Origin of the sequence: Streptomyces capoamus, assembly GCF_014654935.1 — a bacterium.
GTDB lineage: Bacteria > Actinomycetota > Actinomycetes > Streptomycetales > Streptomycetaceae > Streptomyces > Streptomyces capoamus.
This window is the reverse complement of sequence record NZ_BNBF01000004.1, coordinates 268,237-287,414: the sequence shown is the minus strand read 5'-3', so window position 1 is coordinate 287,414 and position 19,178 is coordinate 268,237. Positions and strand designations below refer to the sequence as shown.

The 19,178-nt window shown below is 72.4% G+C and carries 16 protein-coding genes; all 16 read right to left on the bottom strand.

The window, feature by feature from the left end; all coding sequences use genetic code 11:
- A partial coding sequence (locus tag IE312_RS39335) for a hypothetical protein (protein ID WP_229899401.1) occupies positions 1 to 203 on the bottom strand: 203 nt, incomplete at its 3' end.
- 160 nt (positions 204 to 363) lie between these two features.
- Positions 364 to 1,134: a thioesterase II family protein gene (locus IE312_RS09375; protein WP_189980204.1), complete on the bottom strand. Its 771-nt coding sequence runs from the start codon at positions 1,132 to 1,134 to the stop codon at positions 364 to 366.
- Between the two features lie 112 nt (positions 1,135 to 1,246).
- Complete coding sequence (locus IE312_RS09370) at positions 1,247 to 2,221, bottom strand: nucleoside-diphosphate kinase (protein ID WP_189980203.1); 975 nt, start codon at positions 2,219 to 2,221, stop codon at positions 1,247 to 1,249.
- Positions 2,222 to 2,238: 17 nt separating this feature from the next.
- Positions 2,239 to 3,183 (bottom strand): phosphoenolpyruvate carboxykinase (ATP), encoded by a 945-nt coding sequence (locus IE312_RS09365; RefSeq protein WP_189980201.1) that lies wholly within the window; start codon positions 3,181 to 3,183, stop codon positions 2,239 to 2,241.
- Between the two features lie 2 nt (positions 3,184 to 3,185).
- Complete coding sequence (pepN, locus tag IE312_RS09360; protein ID WP_189980199.1) at positions 3,186 to 5,825, bottom strand: aminopeptidase N; 2,640 nt, start codon at positions 5,823 to 5,825, stop codon at positions 3,186 to 3,188.
- A 2-nt stretch (positions 5,826 to 5,827) separates the two neighbouring features.
- Complete coding sequence (locus tag IE312_RS09355; RefSeq protein WP_189980197.1) at positions 5,828 to 6,565, bottom strand: tyrosine-protein phosphatase; 738 nt, start codon at positions 6,563 to 6,565, stop codon at positions 5,828 to 5,830.
- Positions 6,562 to 7,065, bottom strand: coding sequence for a CYTH domain-containing protein (locus tag IE312_RS09350; protein WP_189980195.1), 504 nt, complete (start codon positions 7,063 to 7,065; stop codon positions 6,562 to 6,564). The genes IE312_RS09355 and IE312_RS09350 overlap by 4 nt, the downstream gene beginning before the upstream one ends.
- Positions 7,062 to 8,609: an amino acid adenylation domain-containing protein gene (locus IE312_RS09345; RefSeq protein WP_189980192.1), complete on the bottom strand. Its 1,548-nt coding sequence runs from the start codon at positions 8,607 to 8,609 to the stop codon at positions 7,062 to 7,064. Before IE312_RS09345 ends, IE312_RS09350 begins: the two co-directional genes overlap by 4 nt.
- An 11-nt stretch (positions 8,610 to 8,620) precedes the next feature.
- Entirely contained in the window at positions 8,621 to 10,699 is a 2,079-nt protein-coding gene (locus IE312_RS44270) for an HAD-IIIC family phosphatase (protein ID WP_189980190.1), read from the bottom strand.
- 2 nt (positions 10,700 to 10,701) lie between these two features.
- Positions 10,702 to 11,688, bottom strand: coding sequence for a 3-oxoacyl-[acyl-carrier-protein] synthase III C-terminal domain-containing protein (locus tag IE312_RS09335; protein ID WP_189980188.1), 987 nt, complete (start codon positions 11,686 to 11,688; stop codon positions 10,702 to 10,704).
- The gene (locus IE312_RS09330; RefSeq protein WP_189980186.1) at positions 11,685 to 12,794 is read right to left on the bottom strand and encodes an acyl-CoA dehydrogenase family protein; all 1,110 of its coding nucleotides are present in this window, start codon (positions 12,792 to 12,794) and stop codon (positions 11,685 to 11,687) included. Before IE312_RS09330 ends, IE312_RS09335 begins: the two co-directional genes overlap by 4 nt.
- Positions 12,791 to 13,078, bottom strand: coding sequence for an acyl carrier protein (locus tag IE312_RS09325; RefSeq protein WP_229899399.1), 288 nt, complete (start codon positions 13,076 to 13,078; stop codon positions 12,791 to 12,793). The genes IE312_RS09330 and IE312_RS09325 overlap by 4 nt, the downstream gene beginning before the upstream one ends.
- Positions 13,079 to 13,151: 73 nt before the next feature.
- Positions 13,152 to 14,024 (bottom strand): 3-hydroxyacyl-CoA dehydrogenase family protein, encoded by an 873-nt coding sequence (locus IE312_RS09320; protein WP_189980184.1) that lies wholly within the window; start codon positions 14,022 to 14,024, stop codon positions 13,152 to 13,154.
- Positions 14,017 to 17,556, bottom strand: coding sequence for a thioester reductase domain-containing protein (locus IE312_RS09315; protein ID WP_189980183.1), 3,540 nt, complete (start codon positions 17,554 to 17,556; stop codon positions 14,017 to 14,019). Before IE312_RS09315 ends, IE312_RS09320 begins: the two co-directional genes overlap by 8 nt.
- Positions 17,553 to 17,870 (bottom strand): phosphopantetheine-binding protein, encoded by a 318-nt coding sequence (locus IE312_RS09310; protein WP_189980182.1) that lies wholly within the window; start codon positions 17,868 to 17,870, stop codon positions 17,553 to 17,555. Before IE312_RS09310 ends, IE312_RS09315 begins: the two co-directional genes overlap by 4 nt.
- On the bottom strand, positions 17,867 to 19,178 hold a 1,312-nt coding region (locus IE312_RS09305; RefSeq protein WP_189980181.1), incomplete at its 5' end, for a condensation domain-containing protein. The genes IE312_RS09305 and IE312_RS09310, both read right to left, overlap by 4 nt.

The window sequence follows — 19,178 nt, the reverse complement described above, 5'->3', positions numbered from 1 at the left end:
TGCAGTTCGGCGTACGACAGGGAGCTGCCACCGGCGACGAGCGCGGTGGCCCGGGGGCTCCGGGCGGCCTGGCGGGCGAACCACGTGTGCAGCGTGTCCGCCGATGCCTCGGGCTTCGTCGTCGGACGCGCCAGGTCGTTGACTTCCGGCACAATTTCCCCCAGAGATTGCTTTTTGCCTGACTTCGGATTGCAGAGGATCATAGGTGGATCCGATCGCGCCACGGCGATGGATTCCGTGTGAAAGTAGAGTCGCTCACCCCACGGGCACGCCTTTGTGCGGGGTCATTGCGCGCGTCGGGACCCGTTTTCTGCGCCCATGACACCAGGCGCGGTCGAAAGGCTCCGGCGGTTGCCTCGGACATCAGCTCGCGAGTTCTGCGACCGCGGCGAAGTGACGCTCCACCGCCTCGATGTAGTGCCGCAGGTTGTTCGGATCGAAGAGGGCGAAATGCCCGCCGGGAAAGACCCGCACCTCGCAGTCGGCGGACGTGTGTGCGCGCCACCCCGCCAGCTTGTCCTGGTCGACCAGTCGGTCTTCCCGTCCGCACAGCACCGTGATGGGCGCGTCGATGCGCAGGCCCCTGCTCCGCTCGGCGCTCTCCCTGCCGAGCCGCAGGTCCGTGCGCAGGAGTTCCAGGAGGTACGCGCGCAATCCCTCGTGCTCCAGAACCGCGGACGGCATGTCCCCACCGCGTTCGAGCAGCCGGAGGACGTCCTCGTCGCCGGCTTGCTCGGAGAGCCGGCCGGCGCCGTCGCGCGGTTCCTGCCCCGACGCGATCAGACCGACGCAGTGCTCACCGAGCGCGTGCGCGAGGTGCAGACCGAGCGTCGCGCCCAGGCTGTGCCCGAGTACCAGCGTGGGCAGCTCGGGCCGGCGGATCGCGGAGAGGCTGGCGAGCACCTCGTCCAGAGTGGCACCGGGCCGCTCCGTCCTGCGGCGCTCCCGGCCCGGGAGCGTGAGCCCCAGCACCTCGATATCGTCCGCGAGGCCACCCAGCAGCCGCAGGTAGCGGTTCGGGCCACCGCCGGAGTGCGGCACGACGAGGAGCCGGGCGCGCGGTACGGGGCCCGGCTCCCCGCCCGGTGGCAGCTGCGACCACCAGGGTGGCTGGGCGGTGGTTCGAACGGACACGGTGGGGGCCTTTCTTGATCAGAGGGGTGGCGGCGGACGGCGACGGTCGGGGCTCCGGGTGGCGGCTGTGCTCAGGGGCGTCTGGGCCCGGCGAGCCGTACGACGGGCGTGATCACGTCAGCCAGGAGTCGGGGGCCGGGTTGCCGATCACCTTGATGGCGCCGGGCTCGTCCTCCTGGATGTGACTGGCGCCCAGCATGGCGAGGTCCCAGACGTCCAGCTTGAGTTCGAGCACGGCGAGGACCTGGGCGAACTCCCGCCACGGCAGCAGTTCACCGCGCTCCGCGGCGTCCAGCCACGCCAGGATCCGCCCCGCGGGCTTCGCGAGGTCGGGGCGCTCGGCGGCGCGCTCCCTCACCAGCTCGTCGATGCGACGAGCGGCGGCCGCGCGGTCGAGGGTCACCCCGCCGAACTCGCCGGAGTGCAGCACCCGGTCGAGCAGGTCCGTGTCCGCCTGGGACGGGACGCCCGCGGCCAGCCGGCCGAGCAACCGGCGACGCGGTGCGGGATCCATCAGCAGGTTCAGCTCACGGACCAGGTCGGCCGGCTCGTCGGCACAGTGAATCATGCTGCACAGCCGGTTGGGACGCTTCAGGAGGCTGCGCAGGCTGTCCGCGGCCTGCTGCGAGATGTCCGCCTTGCCCTTGAGCGAGCTGAGGTGCACGGTCGCCGGGACCGCGTGGCCGCCGTGGCTGCGCAGCAGCAGCATGAGGCTGGGGCCGGCCTGGAGCACGATGTCGTTGACGGCGAGGCGGTCCAGCGTGGCGAGCGTGTGCTGGTGGCGCCACAGCTCACGGCCCGTGTGCCGGTTGAAGTGGAACATCTCCGCGCCGACGACGTCGAACCCGTGGTCGTTCAGGAAGTCCAGGATCACCCTGAGCTTCCCGGTGGCCATGCCGTCGGGCTTGACGAGCATCAGCGCGGAGCGGTGCAGGACCTCCTCCCGCTGGTCACCGAAGGCCTCCTGGCACTCGCTCAGCCCTTCGCGGAAGCAGGTGTCGAGCTCGTAGTGGTACGCCTTGACGGGCATACGCGTGAGGGTGCTCCAGTTCGTGGGGCCCATGTCGCCTATCACTCTCTCGTTCATGGTGGTGCGGGTCCGTGTCAGCCGTGCAGCACTGCTGCCAGACGTGCGAAGTTGCTGTCGAGGTCGGTGGAGAGGCCGAACTGGAGGAGGCTCATGCCGGAGAGGAGCTCGCGCAGATCGCCCTCCACCCGCTCCAGTACCGCGGGGTCGGCCTTGCCCGCGGCGAAGTCGTCGCGGCACAGGCCGAGCACCGCGTCGATGTCCAGCGGCCGGACCGTCTCGTGCTCGCGGGTCAGCACGAGCAGCGCCCGCGGGCGCACGGCGGGCAGCAGCCGGCTCTCGTAACGGGCGGGCCACTCGACGCGGCTCTTCTCGCGCGCGGGAACCGGCGCGGCCGGTGCGTCGGCGAGCTCGGGCCTGCCCTTGATCAGAGCCGGGTCGAGGTAGGCGCAACGGGGGTAGCCCCAGAAGCGGCCCTCCGGGTCGTCGATGTGCCGCATCATCGCGTCCTCGCCGGCGAAGTCGGCGCCCTTGAACAGGCCCCAGGCCGTGAAGGTCGACTTGCCGACACCGCTGTCCGCGGTGACCAGGGCCGCGCGGCCGTCCACGGAGAGCGCGCCGGCGTGCAGCCCGTAGTGCCGACCGGAACGGAGTGTGAGGACGAGGAAGGCCTTCTCGACGAGCCAGCGTCCCCACACGACGGGGTTGCCGAGGTCGGAGCGGGCCAGTGTCACCCGTACCGTCCAGCGCGCGGGGGTGACCTCCGCCCGGGAGCTTGCGGTGTCGAGGACGACGACGTCCGAGGTGTCCCAGTGCTCCGGGAAGTACGGCGGCGGCACGGGGTCGCTGTCGGTGTCGGTCAGCTCGACGGACAGGTGGACGGTCTGCGGCGTCCAGGCCGCGCGGGAGGCGTCACCGTCCCGCAGCGGTGCGCCGAAGAGCCTGCCCACCACGGCTTCGGCCTCCGCGGGGACCGTGCAGGCGACCCGGTACCCGTAGAACTCGTAAAGGTCTTCTCGCACGGCTATCCCCTCCGGGCCCGGTCGGTGGCCTGTGCGCGCAGGGCGCGCGCGGCGTCGTCGTACTGCTCGAGGATCAGGCGGCGCAGCGCGGGCGGAGCCACGGAGTGGCGCTCGAGCCAGGCCTCGGCCCCGTCGAGCGCGGCGCGGCCGTGCGCCGCCGCGGGGAACAGGCCGAGCACGATCTGCTTGGCCATCTCGTGGCTCCTGGTCCGCCACACGTCGAGAACCGCCGCGAAGTACCGGTCCGTGTACGGCGCGAGGAGGGCGAGGTCGGGGGTCTCGGCGAAACCCGCGATGACCGCCCGCTGGAGCTGGTTGGGCAGGTCGCCCCGCTCCACCACGGAGGCCCAGGCGGCGGCCTTGGCCGTCGCGTCGGGCCGGGCGGCCCGGGCGGTCGCCGCGCGGCACTCGCCCGCGGGTGTGGGGTCGCGGCGCTGTTCGGCCGTGATGCCGTCCTCGCCGAGGCGACCGGTGGCGGCCAGGCGCACCACGACGTCCCAGCGCAGTTCGGTGTCCAGGGTGAGTCCGGGCACCGGTGTCCCGCCGGCGAGGAGCGTGGTGAGCAGGTCGAGGTGCTCGCCGGTGCGGGCGGCCGCCACGAAGGCGCGGGCCCAGGCGAGTTGGTGGTCGCTGCCGGGTGCGGCGGTACGCGAGCGCGCGAGGGCGGCGTCGGCCCATGCGACGGTGAGGCGATCGCGGGCGGCGGGGTCGGTGAAGTCCGCGAGCGCCTGCCGGACCTGACGGTGCAGGGTCTCCACCACGCCGATGTCGCTCTCCGAGCCGATGGCGGAGAGCACCAGACCCACGTAGTCCCGGGCGGCCAACTCGCCGTCCCGCGTCATGTCCCACGCCGCCGCCCAGCACAGGGCGCGGGGCAGCGGGTCGGCGATGGAGCCGAGGCGCCGCGTCAGGGTGCGCAGGGACGCCTCGTCGAAGCGCAGCTTGGCATAGCTGAGGTCGTCGTCGTTCACCAGCACCACGTCGGGGCGGCGGCGTCCCACCATGTCGGGCACGTCCGTGTACGCGGCGGCCGCGACGTCCAGTTCCGTGCGGTACGTGCGCCGCAGCACCTGGTCGGCGCCCTCGAGCGTGTAGCAGCCCACCGCGATGCGGTGCGGGCGCAGCGTCGCCGTGCCGTGGACGCCGGGCGGCAGGGCCGGTGCCTCCTGGTGGACGCGGAAGGCGGTGACGATCCCGTTCGGGTCCGTCTCGATCTCGGGGCGCAGCACGTTGATCCCCGGGGTCTCCAGCCACTGCTTCGACCAGGACCCCAGGTCACGTCCAGAGGCCTCCTCCAGTGCCGCCAGCAGGTCCTCCAGCCGGGTGTTGCCGTAGGCATGGGCGGCGAAGTAGGCACGTACGCCCGCGAAGAAGGCGTCCGTGCCGACGTACGCCACCAGCTGCTTGAGCACGGAGGCGCCCTTGGCGTACGTGATGCCGTCGAAGTTGACGAGCACGTCGTCGAGGTCGCGGATCTCCGCCACCACGGGATGGGTGGAGGGCAGCTGGTCCTGCCGGTACGCCTTGGCCTTCTGGTGGTTGGCGAAGGTCGTCCACGCGTCGGCCCACCGCGGGTCGGGTCCGAGCGCCTGGCAGGCGAACGAGCTGTAGGTGGCGAAGGACTCGTTGAGCCACAGGTCGTTCCACCACGCCATGGTGACCAGGTCGCCGAACCACATGTGGCTGAGCTCGTGCAGGATCGTCGCGGCACGCTTGCGGCGGGCCGCCTCGGTCGCCCGCGAGCGGAACACGTACTTCTCGTGGAAGGTGACGGCGGCCGCGTTCTCCATGGCGCCCGCGTTGAAGCCCGGGACGAAGATCTGGTCGTACTTCTCGAAGGGGTACGGGTGGCCGAATCGCTCCTCGAACCAGTCGAAGCCCTGCCGGGTCACCGCGAGGATCTCGTCGGGGTCGAGGTGCGGGGCCAGACTCTTCCTGCAGTACAGGCCGAGCGGGATGGTGCGGTCTCCGCGCCGGTGCTCCGCGCGCACGGCGTGGTACGGCCCGGCGACGAGGGACACGACGTAGGTGGAGAGCCTCGGCGTGGGGTCGAAGGACCAGACGGTGGCACCCGCCCGGCCCCCGGTGCCGTCCCCGTCCCGGTCGTCCCCGAGGGACCGCGGGCCGGTGACGGTGACGGTGCCGGAATTCGAGAGCACCGTCCAGTCGGCGGGCGCGGTCACGGTGAACCGGAACTGCGCCTTCAGGTCCGGCTGGTCGAAACAGGCGAAGACCCGCCGGGCGTCCGCCACCTCGAACTGCGAGTAGAGGTAGGTGCCGCCGTCGAGCGGATCGGTGAAGCGGTGCAGCCCCTCGCCGGTGTTCGTGTAGGCGCAGGCCGCCACCACCCGCACCTCGTTGCGGCCGGCCACGAGGTGCGCGAGTGCGATCCGGGAGTCCTGGAACACCTGGTCCGGGTCCAGGAAATGCCCGTTGACCACGACCTCCCGGACCTCGGGCGCCCGCAGGTCGAGGAAGAGCGGCGCATCGGGGTCGGCGCAGTCGAAGCCGATCTCGGTCACCGACGGGAAGGTGGCGGAGTCGGCGGCGGCGCGCAGGTCCAGCGCGATGTCGTACGTGTCCACGGTGACCACGTGCGAGCGGTGTGCGGCCTCCTGGGCCGTCAGGTTCGTTCCGGGCATGCTCAGGCTTCCCCGCCGGTGAGGAGCCGCGACCGCAGCCGGTCGGCCGTGTCGTCCGTGAGTCCGACCCGGTCCTTGAGGTAGCCGTGCACCGACCCGTAGCGGTTCTCCAGGTCCGCCAGGACCAGCTCCATGATCCGCGCGGGAGCGCGTCCGTAGCCGGGCCACTTCATGACCCGGTCCGGGTTGGCTGCCTGCCAGTCCGCGAGCAGGCGTTCCGTGGCCAGCTCCGTCAGCGCGAAGTCCGCGAGGACGTCGTCTCGGTCCACGCCGAGCAGGGTGAGCACGAACGCTCCGACGAGCCCGGTGCGGTCCTTGCCCGAGGTGCAGTGGAAGACGACGGGGCCGGGGCCCTCGGCGATCTGCTCGAGGACCTGGCGGATCTCCTCGGCCCCGTCCTCCGTGACCTCGGCGAACCGGTCGGCGAGGTAGCGCCACGGGTCGACGTCGGGAGAGATCTCCGCCTGGTCGTACGGCCGGTGCTCGATGCTCAGGTTGACGTAGTGGAAGCGCTCGGCCTCGGGCACGCGGCCCTTGGCCTCGATCTCCCAGGGGTAGCGCAGGTCGATGACCGTCCGCACGCCGAGCGCGAGGAACTTGTCCCAGTCCGCCCCCTGCAGCTTGCCGAGCGAGTCGGACCGGTACAGCGTGCGCCAGGCGACGGTCCGGCCGTCGGACGCACGGTAGCCGCCCAGGTCACGGAAGTTGTGCAGCCGCTCGAAGGCGACGTGCCGGTTCATCGGGTCTCTCCTTGTCGTTCGGGCAGCGCGCGGGCCGAAGCCGCGAGGTCGCGGTTGCTCCAGGCCGGGCTGCCGGTCACTTCCTCGCCGAACCAGTCGGGCGGCCGGAAGCTCTCAGCCTCCTCGACGCTGTCGAACTCGACCTCGACCACGCGCCGCCCGGCCAGGTGCCCGTCGTACACGTCCACGGTGGCCACGTGGCGCTCCAGAGGAACGTTCCAGCGGTACTTGCTGAGGCAGTCGCCGCCGGCCAGCTCCCAGAGCTGCGTGAAGACCGCCTCGTCGATCTCGAACTCGACCTCCTGGCGCACCATGGCCCCCGAGGCGGCGTCGAAGGTCTTCACCGTCATCACGTGGACGTCCCGCCGGGCCCTGACGCGGAACTCCACGGCGGCGCCCGGTGGCGACAGATAGGCCTGGCGCAGCTGCTCGCCGGTGGTGCCCGGGGGCACCTGCCAGCCCTCCGCCACCATGAACTTGCGCTCGATCTCCAGACTCATCCCACGGCCACCCGCAGCCCGCTGTCCGTGGAAAGCCGTGCCTTGTCGAGCTTGCCCGACGGAGCGAGCGGCATCTCGGAGACCACCACGATCCGGTTGGGCAGCATGTGCGCGGGCAGCCGGGTACGGCACGCCTCCCGCAGCCTCGCCGTGAGCTCCGTCGCCGCCCGGTCCTCGGCGAGGACCACGTACGCGACGAGCAGCGACTCGCCGCCGGCCGTTTCCTCGGTCAGTGCGACCGTGTCGAGGACGTCGGGCTCGGCACGCAGGGCCGCCTCGACTTCGCCCAGTTCGACGCGGAAACCGCGCAGGCTGATCTGCCGGTCGTTACGGCCCAGGTACACGTAGGTCCCGTCGGACAACCGCCGGGCGACGTCACCCGTTCGGTACCAGATGCGCGTCTCGTCGTCACCGGCCAGCTTCAGCCGGAGGAACCGCTCCGCCGTCAGGTCCGGCTGTCCGAAGTATCCGTCGGCGAGCCCCGGGCCGGCGATGTACACCTCGCCCGGCTCGCCCTCGGGCACCGGCTGCCCCTCCGTGGTCAGCAGGGCCATCCGGTGGTGCGCGAGCGGCTCCCCGATCCAGGTGCCGGACCCGTCGGACGCCACCCGGTCCGCGGTGAGCGCGCCGAACGTGGTGTGCACGGTCGTCTCGGTGATCCCGTACATGTTCACCAGGGTCTCCGCGCCCGGGCGCAGGTCCATCCACCGGCGGACCGACAGGGGGTCCAGCTGTTCGCCGCCGAAGACCACGTAGCGCAGCGCGAGGGGCACGGGAGCGCGCTCGTACGCCTTCGGCATGTACTTGAAGAAGCTCGGGACGGCATTGAGCACCGTGACCCGTTGCTCGGCGAGAAGCTCCAGGAGGGCCCCGGGACGACGCGTGGTCTCCGGCGGCACGATCACGAGACGTCCGCCGAACAGCAGGCTGCCCCAGATCTCCCACACGGAGAAGTCGAAGCTGTAGCTGAAGTACTGGGTCCACACGTCGTCGAGGCCGAACTCGAACGGTCCGTCGGCGCAGGACCGGAACAGTTCGAGTACCGCGCTCTCCGGGACGGCCACGCCCTTGGGGCGCCCTGTCGAACCCGACGTGTAGATCACGTAGGCCGGTGTGCCCGCGGGCCTCGGCAGGGGCTCGGCGTCGGCCGCGTCGCCGGCCGAGCGGGCCACCGGGTCGAAACCGGCGGGCAGAGCGGCGTTGTCCGGTGCCGAGATCACCGAGCGCACGCCGCTGTTGCGTGCCATGAAGGCGAGCCGGTCCGCCGGGTACGAGGGATCCAGCGGCACGTACCCGCAGCCGTGTCCGAGCACGCCGAGGATCGCCGCGACGACCTCCCAGCCTCGTTCCAGGCTGATGCCCACCAGGTCCCCGGGCCGGACCCCGTGCCGCACGAGGGCGGCGCGGTACTCCCGCGCCGCGGTCTCCAGTGCGCCGTACGTAACCTCGACCGGGCCGTCCGTGATCGCCACGGCGTCCGGGCGCCGGGCGGCCTGCCCGGCGAACACCTCGTAGAGGGAGGTGGCCTGCTTGAGCTCGTGCACGGTTCTCCTGGTCACTCGGCGGCCCTCGCCGGCAGCGCGACGAGGGCGGCGTGCAGCCTGTCGTAACTCTCGTCCAGGTCCTCGGAGACCTCGAACTCCCAGAGGGGCAGCCCCGCCAGGAGCGCCCTCAGGTCCTCCTCCACCGCGGCGACGCCCTCGGCGTCCTTCGCCGTGGCGTAGTCCTCGCGGCAGCGGTCGAGGGCCTCGTCGATGTCCAGCTCGCGCGGCGCGGCGCCCTCGCCCCGGACCAGGAAGACCAGACAGGAGGGGCGGGCCCTCGGAAGGAGCCGGTCCTCCAGCGTCTCCGGAACGGTGACCCGGCACTTGGTGCCGTTCTCGATCGGCGCGGCGGTCGCGTCCTGGAGGCCCGTACCGCGGGCGATCATCTCAGGGGTCAGGTACAGGGCGCGCGGGTAGCCCCACAGCGCGCCGCCGGGCTCGTCCATGTTCCGGGCCAGGATGTCCTCGCCCACCAGGCGCGCGCCGCGGTGCAGTGCCCAGTACGTGAACGTCGACTTGCCCACGCCCGCGGCGGCCGTCAGGACGGCGACGCGCCCGTCGACCTCGACCGCACCCGCGTGCAGCGGATAGCTGCGCGGGGAGCGGCAGATGAGGTAGAGGAAGAGCCGTTCGAGGATCCACCGGCCCCAGACGGCGGAGTTCTCCAGGTCGGCACGGGCCAGGGTGAGTTCGCCCGAGCCGCTCGTCGGGTCGAACACGCAGCGGGAGCTGACGGTGTCGATCAGGATGGGGTCGCCCGTCATCACGGCCAGGTTGTGCGGCGGGTTCACGGGCTCGAAGGCCGGGCCGTCCTGCACCGACAGGGCGAGCCGGACGGTGCGGCTGTGGGCCCCGGTCAGCGCGTCCTCGGCCACGGCCGGGCCGAAGAAGTCCCGTACGACGCCCCGGGTGGCGACGTCGTAGGAGCATTCCACGCGGTAGCCGTAGCACTCGTGCACGGAGTGGAGCCGGTCGGCGCCCAGCGTCGGCGCGGTGACGCGCATGGTGGTCGAGACGTCCTGTGCGCTGGGGACGAGGTGGAGCCGCTGGACACCGGTCTCCCCGGCGTCGGCCGCTTCCGCCTCGGCGGCGGGCCCGCAGTGCGCGCACTGCTCCTGGCCGAACCCGGCGAACCGGTAGGCCACTTCCATGATCCGGTTGCGGTCGGTGGCCCGGAAGTCGGCGGTCAGGTGCACTCCGGCACGGTGCGCCTGGGCGATGAGCCAGCGCAGGATCGTGGCACCGGTGCCGAAGGAGACCACGCGGCAGGAGGTGGCCAGGAGCTTGAGGCGCCAGGTCTTCTCACCGCGCTCCAGGAGCATCACGCCGACGGCACCGTGGCTGCCGAAGCGGTCGGTCAGGCTCATGACGAGGACGTCGTGGTCGGGGTCGGCGAGCAGGGCCCGCAGGTCGGCGTCCGAGTAGTGCACGCCGGTCGCGTTCATCTGGCTGGTGCGGAGCGTCAGCTCCTCGACCCGCGCCAGGTGCTCCTCGCCGGCGTGCTCGATGAGCAGGCGCAGGTCGAGGGACCTGAGGAACTCCTCGCTCGATCCGACGTGTTCCTGCTCGGCCTGCTCGCGCTGGAAGCCCGCCTGGTACATCGCCCGGCGGTTCGCCGCGTCCTCGGTGACGTGGGCGGGACTGAACTCGGGCAGCGAGGTCAGCTCCGTGGCGCGCTCGGCCTCGTAGGTCCGCACGGCGGGCAGTTCATGGTTCACCTCGGCCCGCTCGGCGGGCTGGTCGTCGATGAAGGCGACGACCGACTCGGCGAACTGGAGCCGGCTCGCGATGGCGCGTACGGAGTCCGACTTGCGGCCCCAGCCGATCTGCGGAACGACGAAGTACTCGGCCACCCCGAGCTTCTCCAGCCGCTCCTGGGCGAGGTCGTGGTCGTTGCGGCTGGCGACGGACTGCAGGATGCCCCGCGCGTCCAGCTCCTTCACGGTGCGCCGGATCTCCTCGGGCAGCTCGACCTCCTCGTCCTCGAGGAGCGTCCCGCGCCACAGGGTGTTGTCCAGGTCCCAGACCAGACACTTGATCAGAGGCCGGCCGGCTTCGTCCGGGGTCGGCCCGGCTGCGGATTGCGACATGGTCAGATCTCCCAGAGTGTGGCAGCCCAGGCGGCGACCGGGCTGTTGTTCAGGACGAGCACGTGATCGCCGCGCCGCAGTCCGCCCTCGTCGAGCAGCAGCTGGAGGTTGAGCACGACGTCCATCGCCCCCAGATGGCCGAACTCTTCGAGGTGGCGCCGGCAGACGGGGTGGATGGGGAGACCGAGCAGGGTCTCGTAGAAGTCGAAGGCTCCCGCGGTGACGTTCTGCATCAGCGTCGCGGCGACGTCCTGCTTGCCGATTCCCGCGTCGGCGAGCACCTCGTCGACCAGGCGGCCCAGGCGCTGCCTGCTGTGCATGGCCAGGTCGAACCGGTAGCGGTCCGCCGACTGGCACTCCTCCCGCCACTCGTACCAGGGGGCGGACTTGTAGTCGACACGGAAGAGGTCGTGGAAAGTGCCGTCGCTCTCCATCCGGTGGGCTCGCAGCACCGGCCGGCCTCCGCGCACCATGGTCATGGCATACGCGCCGTCACCGATCACGGTGACCGGGTAGCGCACCCGGTCGGCCCCCGTGGGGCGGCTGGCATGGGCGATCACCACGCTGTCGCGGCCCGGGTCCGCGACGATCAGGTCCCGCGCCAGGGCCCATGCCGCGCTGGACCCGGTGCAGCCGAGGCCGTCCACGGTGAAGGCGAAGGTCCCGGTCAGTCCGGCCTCGGCCTGCACCTGGCCGACGTCCGAACCGAGCAGCACGTCCGGGGAGCGGGGGCTCACCAGGATCAGCAGATCCGGTCGGCCGGTGTCCGCCGGTCCGAGCCCGCGCACGGCCTCGGCCGCGAGGCCGGCGGTGGCACGCCCGTCGAACACTCCGACGGTCTCCACGCCGGAGTTGCGAGCGAACTCGGCCTCCTCATGGCCGAGCAGACCCATCTCGGGCAGCTCGGTCACCTTCGTCCGTTCGTCCGGCACCAGGCAGTGGATGGCACCCACGCCGATCTCGGAGCCGGACCCGTCGCGCCTCGTCATGCCCACACCGTCATTGCCTCGTCGGCCAGCAGCAGCTGGCTGATCTCGTTGCTTCCCTCGATGATTTCCATCAGCTTGGCGTCGCGGTACGCGCGGGCCACCACGTGCGAGTTCACAGCTCCCGCCGACGCGAGCACCTGCACGGCACCGGCCGCGCCGCGCGCCGCCTGGCCGGCGGCGACATGCTTGGCGAGCACGGCCGCCGATATGTGCTGCGGCCGCTTGGCGTCCCAGTCCGCGCTGGCGCGCTCACACGCGTGGGTCGCGGTGCGCTCGCCCGCGTACAGCTCGGCGACATGGCGCCGGATCAGCTGGTGCTCGGAGAGCGGGCTGCCGAAGGTCTCCCGCTTGGCACTGTGTCGCACGACCGCGCGCAGGCAGGCCCGCAGCATGCCGACGCAGCCCCAGGCCACGGAGATCCTGCCGTGGGTGAGCGGCGACGTCGCCAGCATGGTCACCGGCATCCCCGCGCCGCCCAGCAGATGTTCCGCGGGCAGCCGAACGCCACGCAGGCGCACCGTGGCGTGCCCCGCCGCGCGGCAGCCGAGCGGGTCCGGGACGCGCTCGATGTCGACTCCGGCAGCGTCGGTCGGTACTACGGCCATGGCGGCCCCTGTGCCGTACCGGCCGAAGACCACGAGCAGGGACGCGTAGTGGGCGCCCGTCACCCAGACCTTCACACCGTCGACCACGATCGAGTCGCCGTCCCGGGTGATCGTGGTCTGCATGGCGGCCAGGTCGCTCCCGGCCCCGGGCTCGCTGAACGCCACTCCCGCGCTCTCGCCGGACGTGAGGCGCGGCAGGAAGTCCTCCTGCTGCTCGGCCGATCCGAACCGGCGCACGGTCCAGGCGGCGATCCCCTGCGACGTCATGATGCTACGCAGCGAGCTGCACACCTCGCCCGTGGCCGCGATCAGCTGCCCGTTGTCGAGACTGCTCAGGCCGAGGCCGCCGAAGCGCTCGGGCACGTCGGCGCAGAGCACGCCCTTGGTGCCGAGCTCTCGGATCACCTCGCGCGGCAGTTCGGCGCGACGGTCCCATTCCTCGGCCTTGCCCTCGGCGAGAGCAGTGGCGAGGGCGGCCGCCTGCTCCGTCACCTGGTTCACGAGCGGGCCCCGTCCCCTCGTCCGGACCGCAGTCGCTCGATGAGCCCCACCATGGCCCGCACGCTGCGGAAGTTGTCCATCCGAAGCTCGTCCCCCTGGACCGCCACGCCGTACGTCGTCTCGACGTGGACGACCAGTTCGAGGGAGAACAGGGAGGTGACGAGCCCGGATGCGAACAGGTCGGTGTCGGCGGCCACCGGCGCCTTCACGCGGCCCTCCAGGAAGGACAGCAGCGCGGCCTCGATCTCGGTGGCGCTCGGCTCGGCGGAAGAGGTGGTGGACACGGTGATCAGGGGCCTCTCGGTCGTGGGTCCCGAAGGGACGGTGGTGGTCGGGTCGGGGTCCGGACGGGTCGGGTCAGGGTGCGTACGCATAGAAGCCACGCCCCGACTTGCGTCCGAAGTCACCCGCGGCGACCTTGTTGAGCAGCAGGTCGCACGGCGCGTAGCCGGCGTCGCCGGTGCGCTCGTGGAGTACCCGCAGGCTGTCGACGACGTTGTCCAGGCCGATCAGGTCCGCGGTGGCGAGCGGGCCCGTCGTATGGCCGAGGCACCCCTGGAACAGGGAGTCGACGTCCTCGTGGGAGGCGATGCCCTCCTGCACGATCCGGGCGGACTCGTTGATCATCCGCTGCAGGATCCGGTTGATCACGAAGCCAGGACCGTCTCCCACCACGATCGACTCCCTGTCGAGGACGGTGAGCAGCTCCAGGGCCCGGGCCAGTGCGGCTTCCGACGTGCGCGGGCCCCTGATCACCTCGACGGTACGGATCAGGTACGGCGGGTTCATGAAGTGCGCCCCGAGGACGTCGGCCGGCCGGGCGGTGTGCCCCGCGAGCTCGTCGACCGGGATGCCGGAGGTGTTGGTCACCACCGGCGTGCCGGGAGCCACCAGTTCGGACACCTCGCCGAGGACCTTGGCCTTCACCGCGGGCACCTCCACCACGGCCTCCACGACGACCGTGGCCTGCCTCACCTCGTCGAGGGAGGTGGTGGTCACCAGCTGGGGGACGGTCGCCTCGCGGGGCAGCTTGCCGAGGAGCTGCCCTTGGCGGATGCGCAGCGGCACCGCCTCGGCGGCCCGCGTGAGCGCGTCGGGGTCCACGTCGACGAGGACCACCGGAACGCCGTGGCCGAGGGCCAACGCGGCGATGCCCACACCCATCACTCCTGCGCCCAGCACAGCGAGCAGCTCGGTCTGCTGTCGTTCCGTCACGTCTTCCTCACTCATGTCGGTCGGATCCGGGTGCGCCTCGGCTCCCGAGTAGTTCCAGATAGGCCGGGTCCTTGCCGGCGAGGTGCCGCAGCGCGGAGCGCAGCAGCTCGCCGGTGGGCTCCGGGCTGTGGCCGCTCTCGGCCAGCCAGGGGCGCCATGCCTCGGCTTCCACCGCACTCTCGGCGCTCTCGTGTCCCACGAGGTCGTAGAGCGCCATGCTGCTCAGCACCTCGTTGTCCGAGGCGCGGGCCCGATCGGCCACCGCGGACAGCCAGTCGGCGGGGCTCAGCGGCTCGGTGGGCAGTCCGCTCTCGCCGAGCAGCGCGAACAGGCGCTGTGCGCTGACCCCTTCGGGGGCCACGAGGTGGAAGGCCCGCCCCGCCGCACCGGGCGTGAACGCGAGGTCGACGACGGCCCGTGACACGAGGTCGACGGGTGCCATCGGCATCGGCCGGTCGTCCAGCGGATGGACGCCCGTGGCGACGCCGGCGGCCAGCATGCGCCAGAGCATGTCCTTCGGGTTGCAGGCGCCGCTGACGGTCGATCCCAGGATGAGGCCGGGCCGGAACACGCGTACGCGCATGCCGTCCGTCTCCACGCGCTCGAGGAGCCGCTCGCAGACCCACTTGCCGACGCCGTAGCCGCCCTGGGCCGGATCGAGCGGCTGCTCCCTGCTCTCCAGGGTCCGGCCGTCGGCGCCCAGCGCGGGTCCCGTGGCGGCCAGGGAGGAGATGAAGCTGAACTCCCGGACGCCGTGCCGTCGGGCCCAGCGCAGCAGCCCGAGGGTGGGAACGACGTTGTCGTCGCGCAGTTCGCTGTAGGGCTCGGTGAACACCACCCGGGCGGCGCAGTGCATGATGTGCCCCACCCGGCGCATCAGTTCGCCGTCGCGGTACGCGTCGCAGACCTTCTCGACCTCGCGCAGGTCGCCGGTCACCACCCGCACCCGCTCGGGATCGGGTTCGGGCAGCCCGTACGAGGCCGCGGCTTCCCGCAGCCGCCGCCGGCCCTCGGCTTCGCTGTCCGCGCGGACCAGGCAGTACACCCGGCGCTGTGTCGCGGCGAGGTGCTGGTGCAGCAGGAACGCGCCGAGGAACCCCGTGGCCCCGGTGAGGAAGACATCGGTGCCCGGGGCGGTGACGGACGACGCCTCTCCGAGCGACAGCCCGAGATCGGCGTCGACGAGGGCGCCCTCGCCGTCGGCGATCTCGCCGTGAGCGATCTCGCCGTCGGTGCTCGGTCCGTCGGCGGACGTCGCGTCCTGGGCCTTCAGCCCGGCGCGCACCGTGGCCGCGAGCTTGCGCACGGTGGCCCGGCTCCCTCCGACGCGGTGCAGATTCACCAGAACGCCGAGCCGTGCGTGGACCTCGAGACCCATTTTCACCGACAGCAGGGAGGTGCCGCCGAGCGCGCCGAACTCGTCGTCGAGACCGATCTCCGGGTTGCCGAACAGCTCGGCCCAGATCCCGAGGAGCGCCTCCTCCGTCGTGTCGGAGCCGGCCGGACGCCCGCTGGACGCCCCTCCCCCGGTGGCGGCCGACGCTGCGGGGGCCGCGAGGGTCCGGACGTCGATGCGGTCGAGGGCCCAGTGCCGGCGCCGCTCGTAGGGATAGGTGGGCAAGGCGAGTCGCCGTCCACGCGTGCCCCGCGCGAGATACGCCCAGTCGACGTCGGCGCCGTGCAGCCAGGCCGTGGTGACCGCCTCGTCGAGAGCGTCCGGCTCCGGCACACCGCGCGGTCCGAGCACCAGGTGGTGGGCGCCGGCCGGGACGGGACCGGCCGACAGCCAGAGGACCTGGTGGTGCGGCGCGGGAGTGGCGGGGGCCTCCGCCACCACGTCGGCGCGGCCGTTGAACGCCTTCACCAGGTGGTCGAGGAGCGGTTTGGCCGGTCGGGCCTCGCCGTGCTCCGGCACGACCAGGACGACCGCCCCGGGCGTGGCCCGCACGGTCCGCGCGTGCGGCGGACGAGGCAGCCGCAGCGCGGCGGCGAGCCGCTCCGGGGGCGCCGTCACGACCCGGCGCTCGGCGAAGGAGCGGCGGCCGACCCGCAGGGTGTGGGCGACGTCGCCCACGGGGGCACCGGCGTCCAGGCTGTCGGCGACCAGGCGGGACAGGGCGTCCAGTTCGGTGCGTGTGCGCGCGGAGAGCACGAGGCGGACCCGGTCGGCGGGCTCGGCCGCGGGGCGGGTGGGAGCGGGCGGCGGGGCGAGCACCACGGTGGCGTTGGTGCCCCCGAGGCCCATCGAGTTGACCAGCACGTGCCAGCCGTCGCCGTCCGCGTCACCACCGTCGCTGCGGTCGACGGGTGACGGTTCCTTCGGGATCCGGAAGGGGCTGTCGGCGAGGACGCCCGGGTCGCGGGGGTGCTCGAAGGACGGGTGCGGCGGCACGACACCGGTGTGCGCGACCTGCACGGCCTTGATGAATCCGGCGATGCCCGCGGCCCAGCCGGCGTGCCCGATGTTGGCCTTCACCGAGCCGAGGGCGCATCCGCCCGCGCTCGGCCGCGGCGTGCCCGCACTGTCGGCGGCGGTACGGAGCCCCTCGGTGAGACCGCGGAGTTCCAGGCTGTCACCCAGCTGCGTGCCGGAGCCGTGCGCCTCGACGTACCGCACGGTGTGCGGGGCCGCGTCCGCGACGGCGAGCGCCCCGGCGACGACCCCGGCGAGCCCCGTGGAGCTGGGCGCGGTGAAGCCGGAACGCTGGGAGCCGTCGTTGCCGACCGCGCTGCCGCGGACCACGGCGAGCACGGGATCACCGTCGGCGAGCGCGTCGCCGAGACGCCGGAGCACCACGGCGCCGGCGCCGGCGCCGGCGGCGGTGCCGGTGGAGCGGGCGTCGAACGGACGGCACTGCCCGTCCTCGGACATCACCCCGCCGGGCTGGTAGGTGTAGCCGACCAGCGGGTCGCTGACGGCCGCGCCGCCGACGACGGCCAGGTCGCATTCGCCGGACAGCAGGCTCAGAGCGGCGTAGTGGATTCCGGTCAGGGAGGAGGAGCACGCCGTCTGGACGCCGACGGAGGGACCGCGCAGGCCCAGCTTGTACGCGACGCGCGAGGCCAGGAAGTCCGGGGCCCCGCCGAGGGTGAGGTCCAGGTCGTCGACCGCGGCGGCGAGGCCGCCCTCACGGAGCCGGGCCGCCTGAAGGGCGACGGTGTAGGGGCTCGGACCGCCGCTGGCGAAGACGCCGACCACCGGTCCCGTGCCGTTCCCGGCGGGCGCGTGGCCGGCCGACTCCAGCGCCTCCCAGCAGACCTCCAGGAAGAGCCGCTGGGCGGGGTCGATGCTTTCGGCTTCCGCCGGGGAGTAGCCGAAGAACTCGGCGGCGAAGAGTTCCACGTCAGGGACGGTGGCGGCGACCCGGACGAAATTGGGGTCGTTCAGCTCCGCCTCGGACAGGCCGGTGGCCCGCAGCCGCTCGTCGGACTGCGCTCGTGTGGACACGACCCCCGACATCAGGTTGTCCCAGAAGGCCCGGATGTCGGGGCCGTCGGGGAAGCGGCAGCCCAGGCCGATCACCGCGATGTCCGTCGCACGGCTCATGCCCGGTCCTCCACGGTCTCGGAGCGGTTGCGGCCGAGCAGCTGCGACCGGTCGCGCGCGCCCAGGCCCGCGTCGGGCACGGCGCCGGTGGCGGGCCCGCCGGCGAGCAGGCCGGCCTGTGCGCGGATGGTGGGATGCTCGAAGAGGTCTTCGAGGGCGATCTCGCGCACGGCGAGTTCCTCCAGGTGCTCCTGAAGCACCATGACGAGCAGCGAATGGCCACCCGCGTCGAAGAAGTTGACGTCGATGTCCTGGACCTCGGTGCCCAGCACCGTGCTCCAGATCCGTCGTATGTCCTCCGTCGGGTCCGTCACGGCTGTGTCTCTCCAGTCTCCGGGCCGCGGTCGGGCCGGTCGGCGTGTGCGCCCTGGGGCGCCGGGGGCAGTTCGTTCAGGACTCGGGAGTCCGGATGCGTGGCCAGCTGGTCAGCGGTCCGCGCCAGCTCGGCCAGCAGGGCTTCCACGGTGGCGCGGTCGAACAGCGCTGTCGCATAAGCCAGTTCGAGCTCGATGCGGTCGTCGGTGTCCCGCAGTGTCAGTTCCAGTTCGTACTTGATACGCAGCCCGGGTGGCGGCACCTGGCGACCCCGTATCCCGGGCCCGAGGTCGGGCACGGCGGGTGGATCGGACGCGGCGGTCACGAGGACCGGGGTGACGGGCGGGCGGCCGAGGCCGCGGCCGGGGTCGAGGCCGGCGACGAGCTCCTCGAAGGGGACGTCGGCGTACCGGTAGCTGGCGAGGCTCTCCTTGCGCACGGAGGAGAGGAACGGGCGCCAGGCGGGATCGTCTCGCAGGTCGATCCGCAGCACCAGTGTCCGGATCAGTACGGCCACGGCCTCGGTGGCGGCGACGCTGTCGCGGCCGGCCCAGGGGAAGGCGAAGAGGAAGTCCCGCTGACCACCGGTCCGGGCGAGCGTCGCGGCCAGCAGGGCCGGCGCCGCCATCGAGGTGGTGACGCCCGCTCCGGCGAGGACCGCGCGCAGCCGGGCGCTGGTGGCGGCGGGCAGCCGGACGGTACAGCTGTCCCCCGACGTGTCCTGCACGGACGGGCGCTCGCGGTCACGCGGCAGCGCGATGTCGGTGGGCGCTCCGCGCAGCCGTGCCAGCAACGTCTCCGTACGGGCGGCGCGTTCGGCCTCGTCGAGCGCCGCCCAGTCGTCGCCGAGCGCGCCCGGGTGGACTGCCGCCGGCAGGTCCGGCCGGCGGCCGGCGACGACCGCCCGGTACGCCTCGCCCAGCTGCCGCATCAGCAGCTGCTGGGACCAGCCGTCGGCGACGATGTGGTGGCACACCAGGAGCAGCACGGTGCGCTCGCCGATCGTCGCGATCTCGGCCCGGGCCGGAGCGTCCGCGGCGAGGTCGAACGGCGTCCAGCAGAAGTTCTCGACGTGTCTCGCGAACCGCTGGTCGCCGCGCTCGGTCCAGTCACTCACCCGGACCTCGGGCGCGGGACCGTCCGTCGTGTAGAAGACCTGCCTGCGGGCGCGGTCCAGGGTGAACCGGGAGCGCAGTGCCGGGTGGTGTCCGAGGACGAGGCTCAGGGCCCGGGACAGGGCCTGGGAGTCGACCGGTCCGGTGAACTCCACGACGGTGGGCGCCAGGTAGGCGGTGCGCTGGCCGGCC

Coding starts and splice junctions, on each gene's coding strand:
- IE312_RS09335 (WP_189980188.1), bottom strand. CDS start 11,688: ATGACGAGGCGCGACGGGTCCGGCTCCGAGATCGGCGTGGGTGCCATC.
- IE312_RS09355 (WP_189980197.1), bottom strand. CDS start 6,565: ATGAACCGGCACGTCGCCTTCGAGCGGCTGCACAACTTCCGTGACCTG.
- IE312_RS09315 (WP_189980183.1), bottom strand. CDS start 17,556: ATGAGCCGTGCGACGGACATCGCGGTGATCGGCCTGGGCTGCCGCTTC.
- IE312_RS09320 (WP_189980184.1), bottom strand. CDS start 14,024: ATGAGTGAGGAAGACGTGACGGAACGACAGCAGACCGAGCTGCTCGCT.
- IE312_RS09350 (WP_189980195.1), bottom strand. CDS start 7,065: ATGAGTCTGGAGATCGAGCGCAAGTTCATGGTGGCGGAGGGCTGGCAG.
- IE312_RS09370 (WP_189980203.1), bottom strand. CDS start 2,221: ATGAACGAGAGAGTGATAGGCGACATGGGCCCCACGAACTGGAGCACC.
- pepN (WP_189980199.1), bottom strand. CDS start 5,825: ATGCCCGGAACGAACCTGACGGCCCAGGAGGCCGCACACCGCTCGCAC.
- IE312_RS44270 (WP_189980190.1), bottom strand. CDS start 10,699: ATGTCGCAATCCGCAGCCGGGCCGACCCCGGACGAAGCCGGCCGGCCT.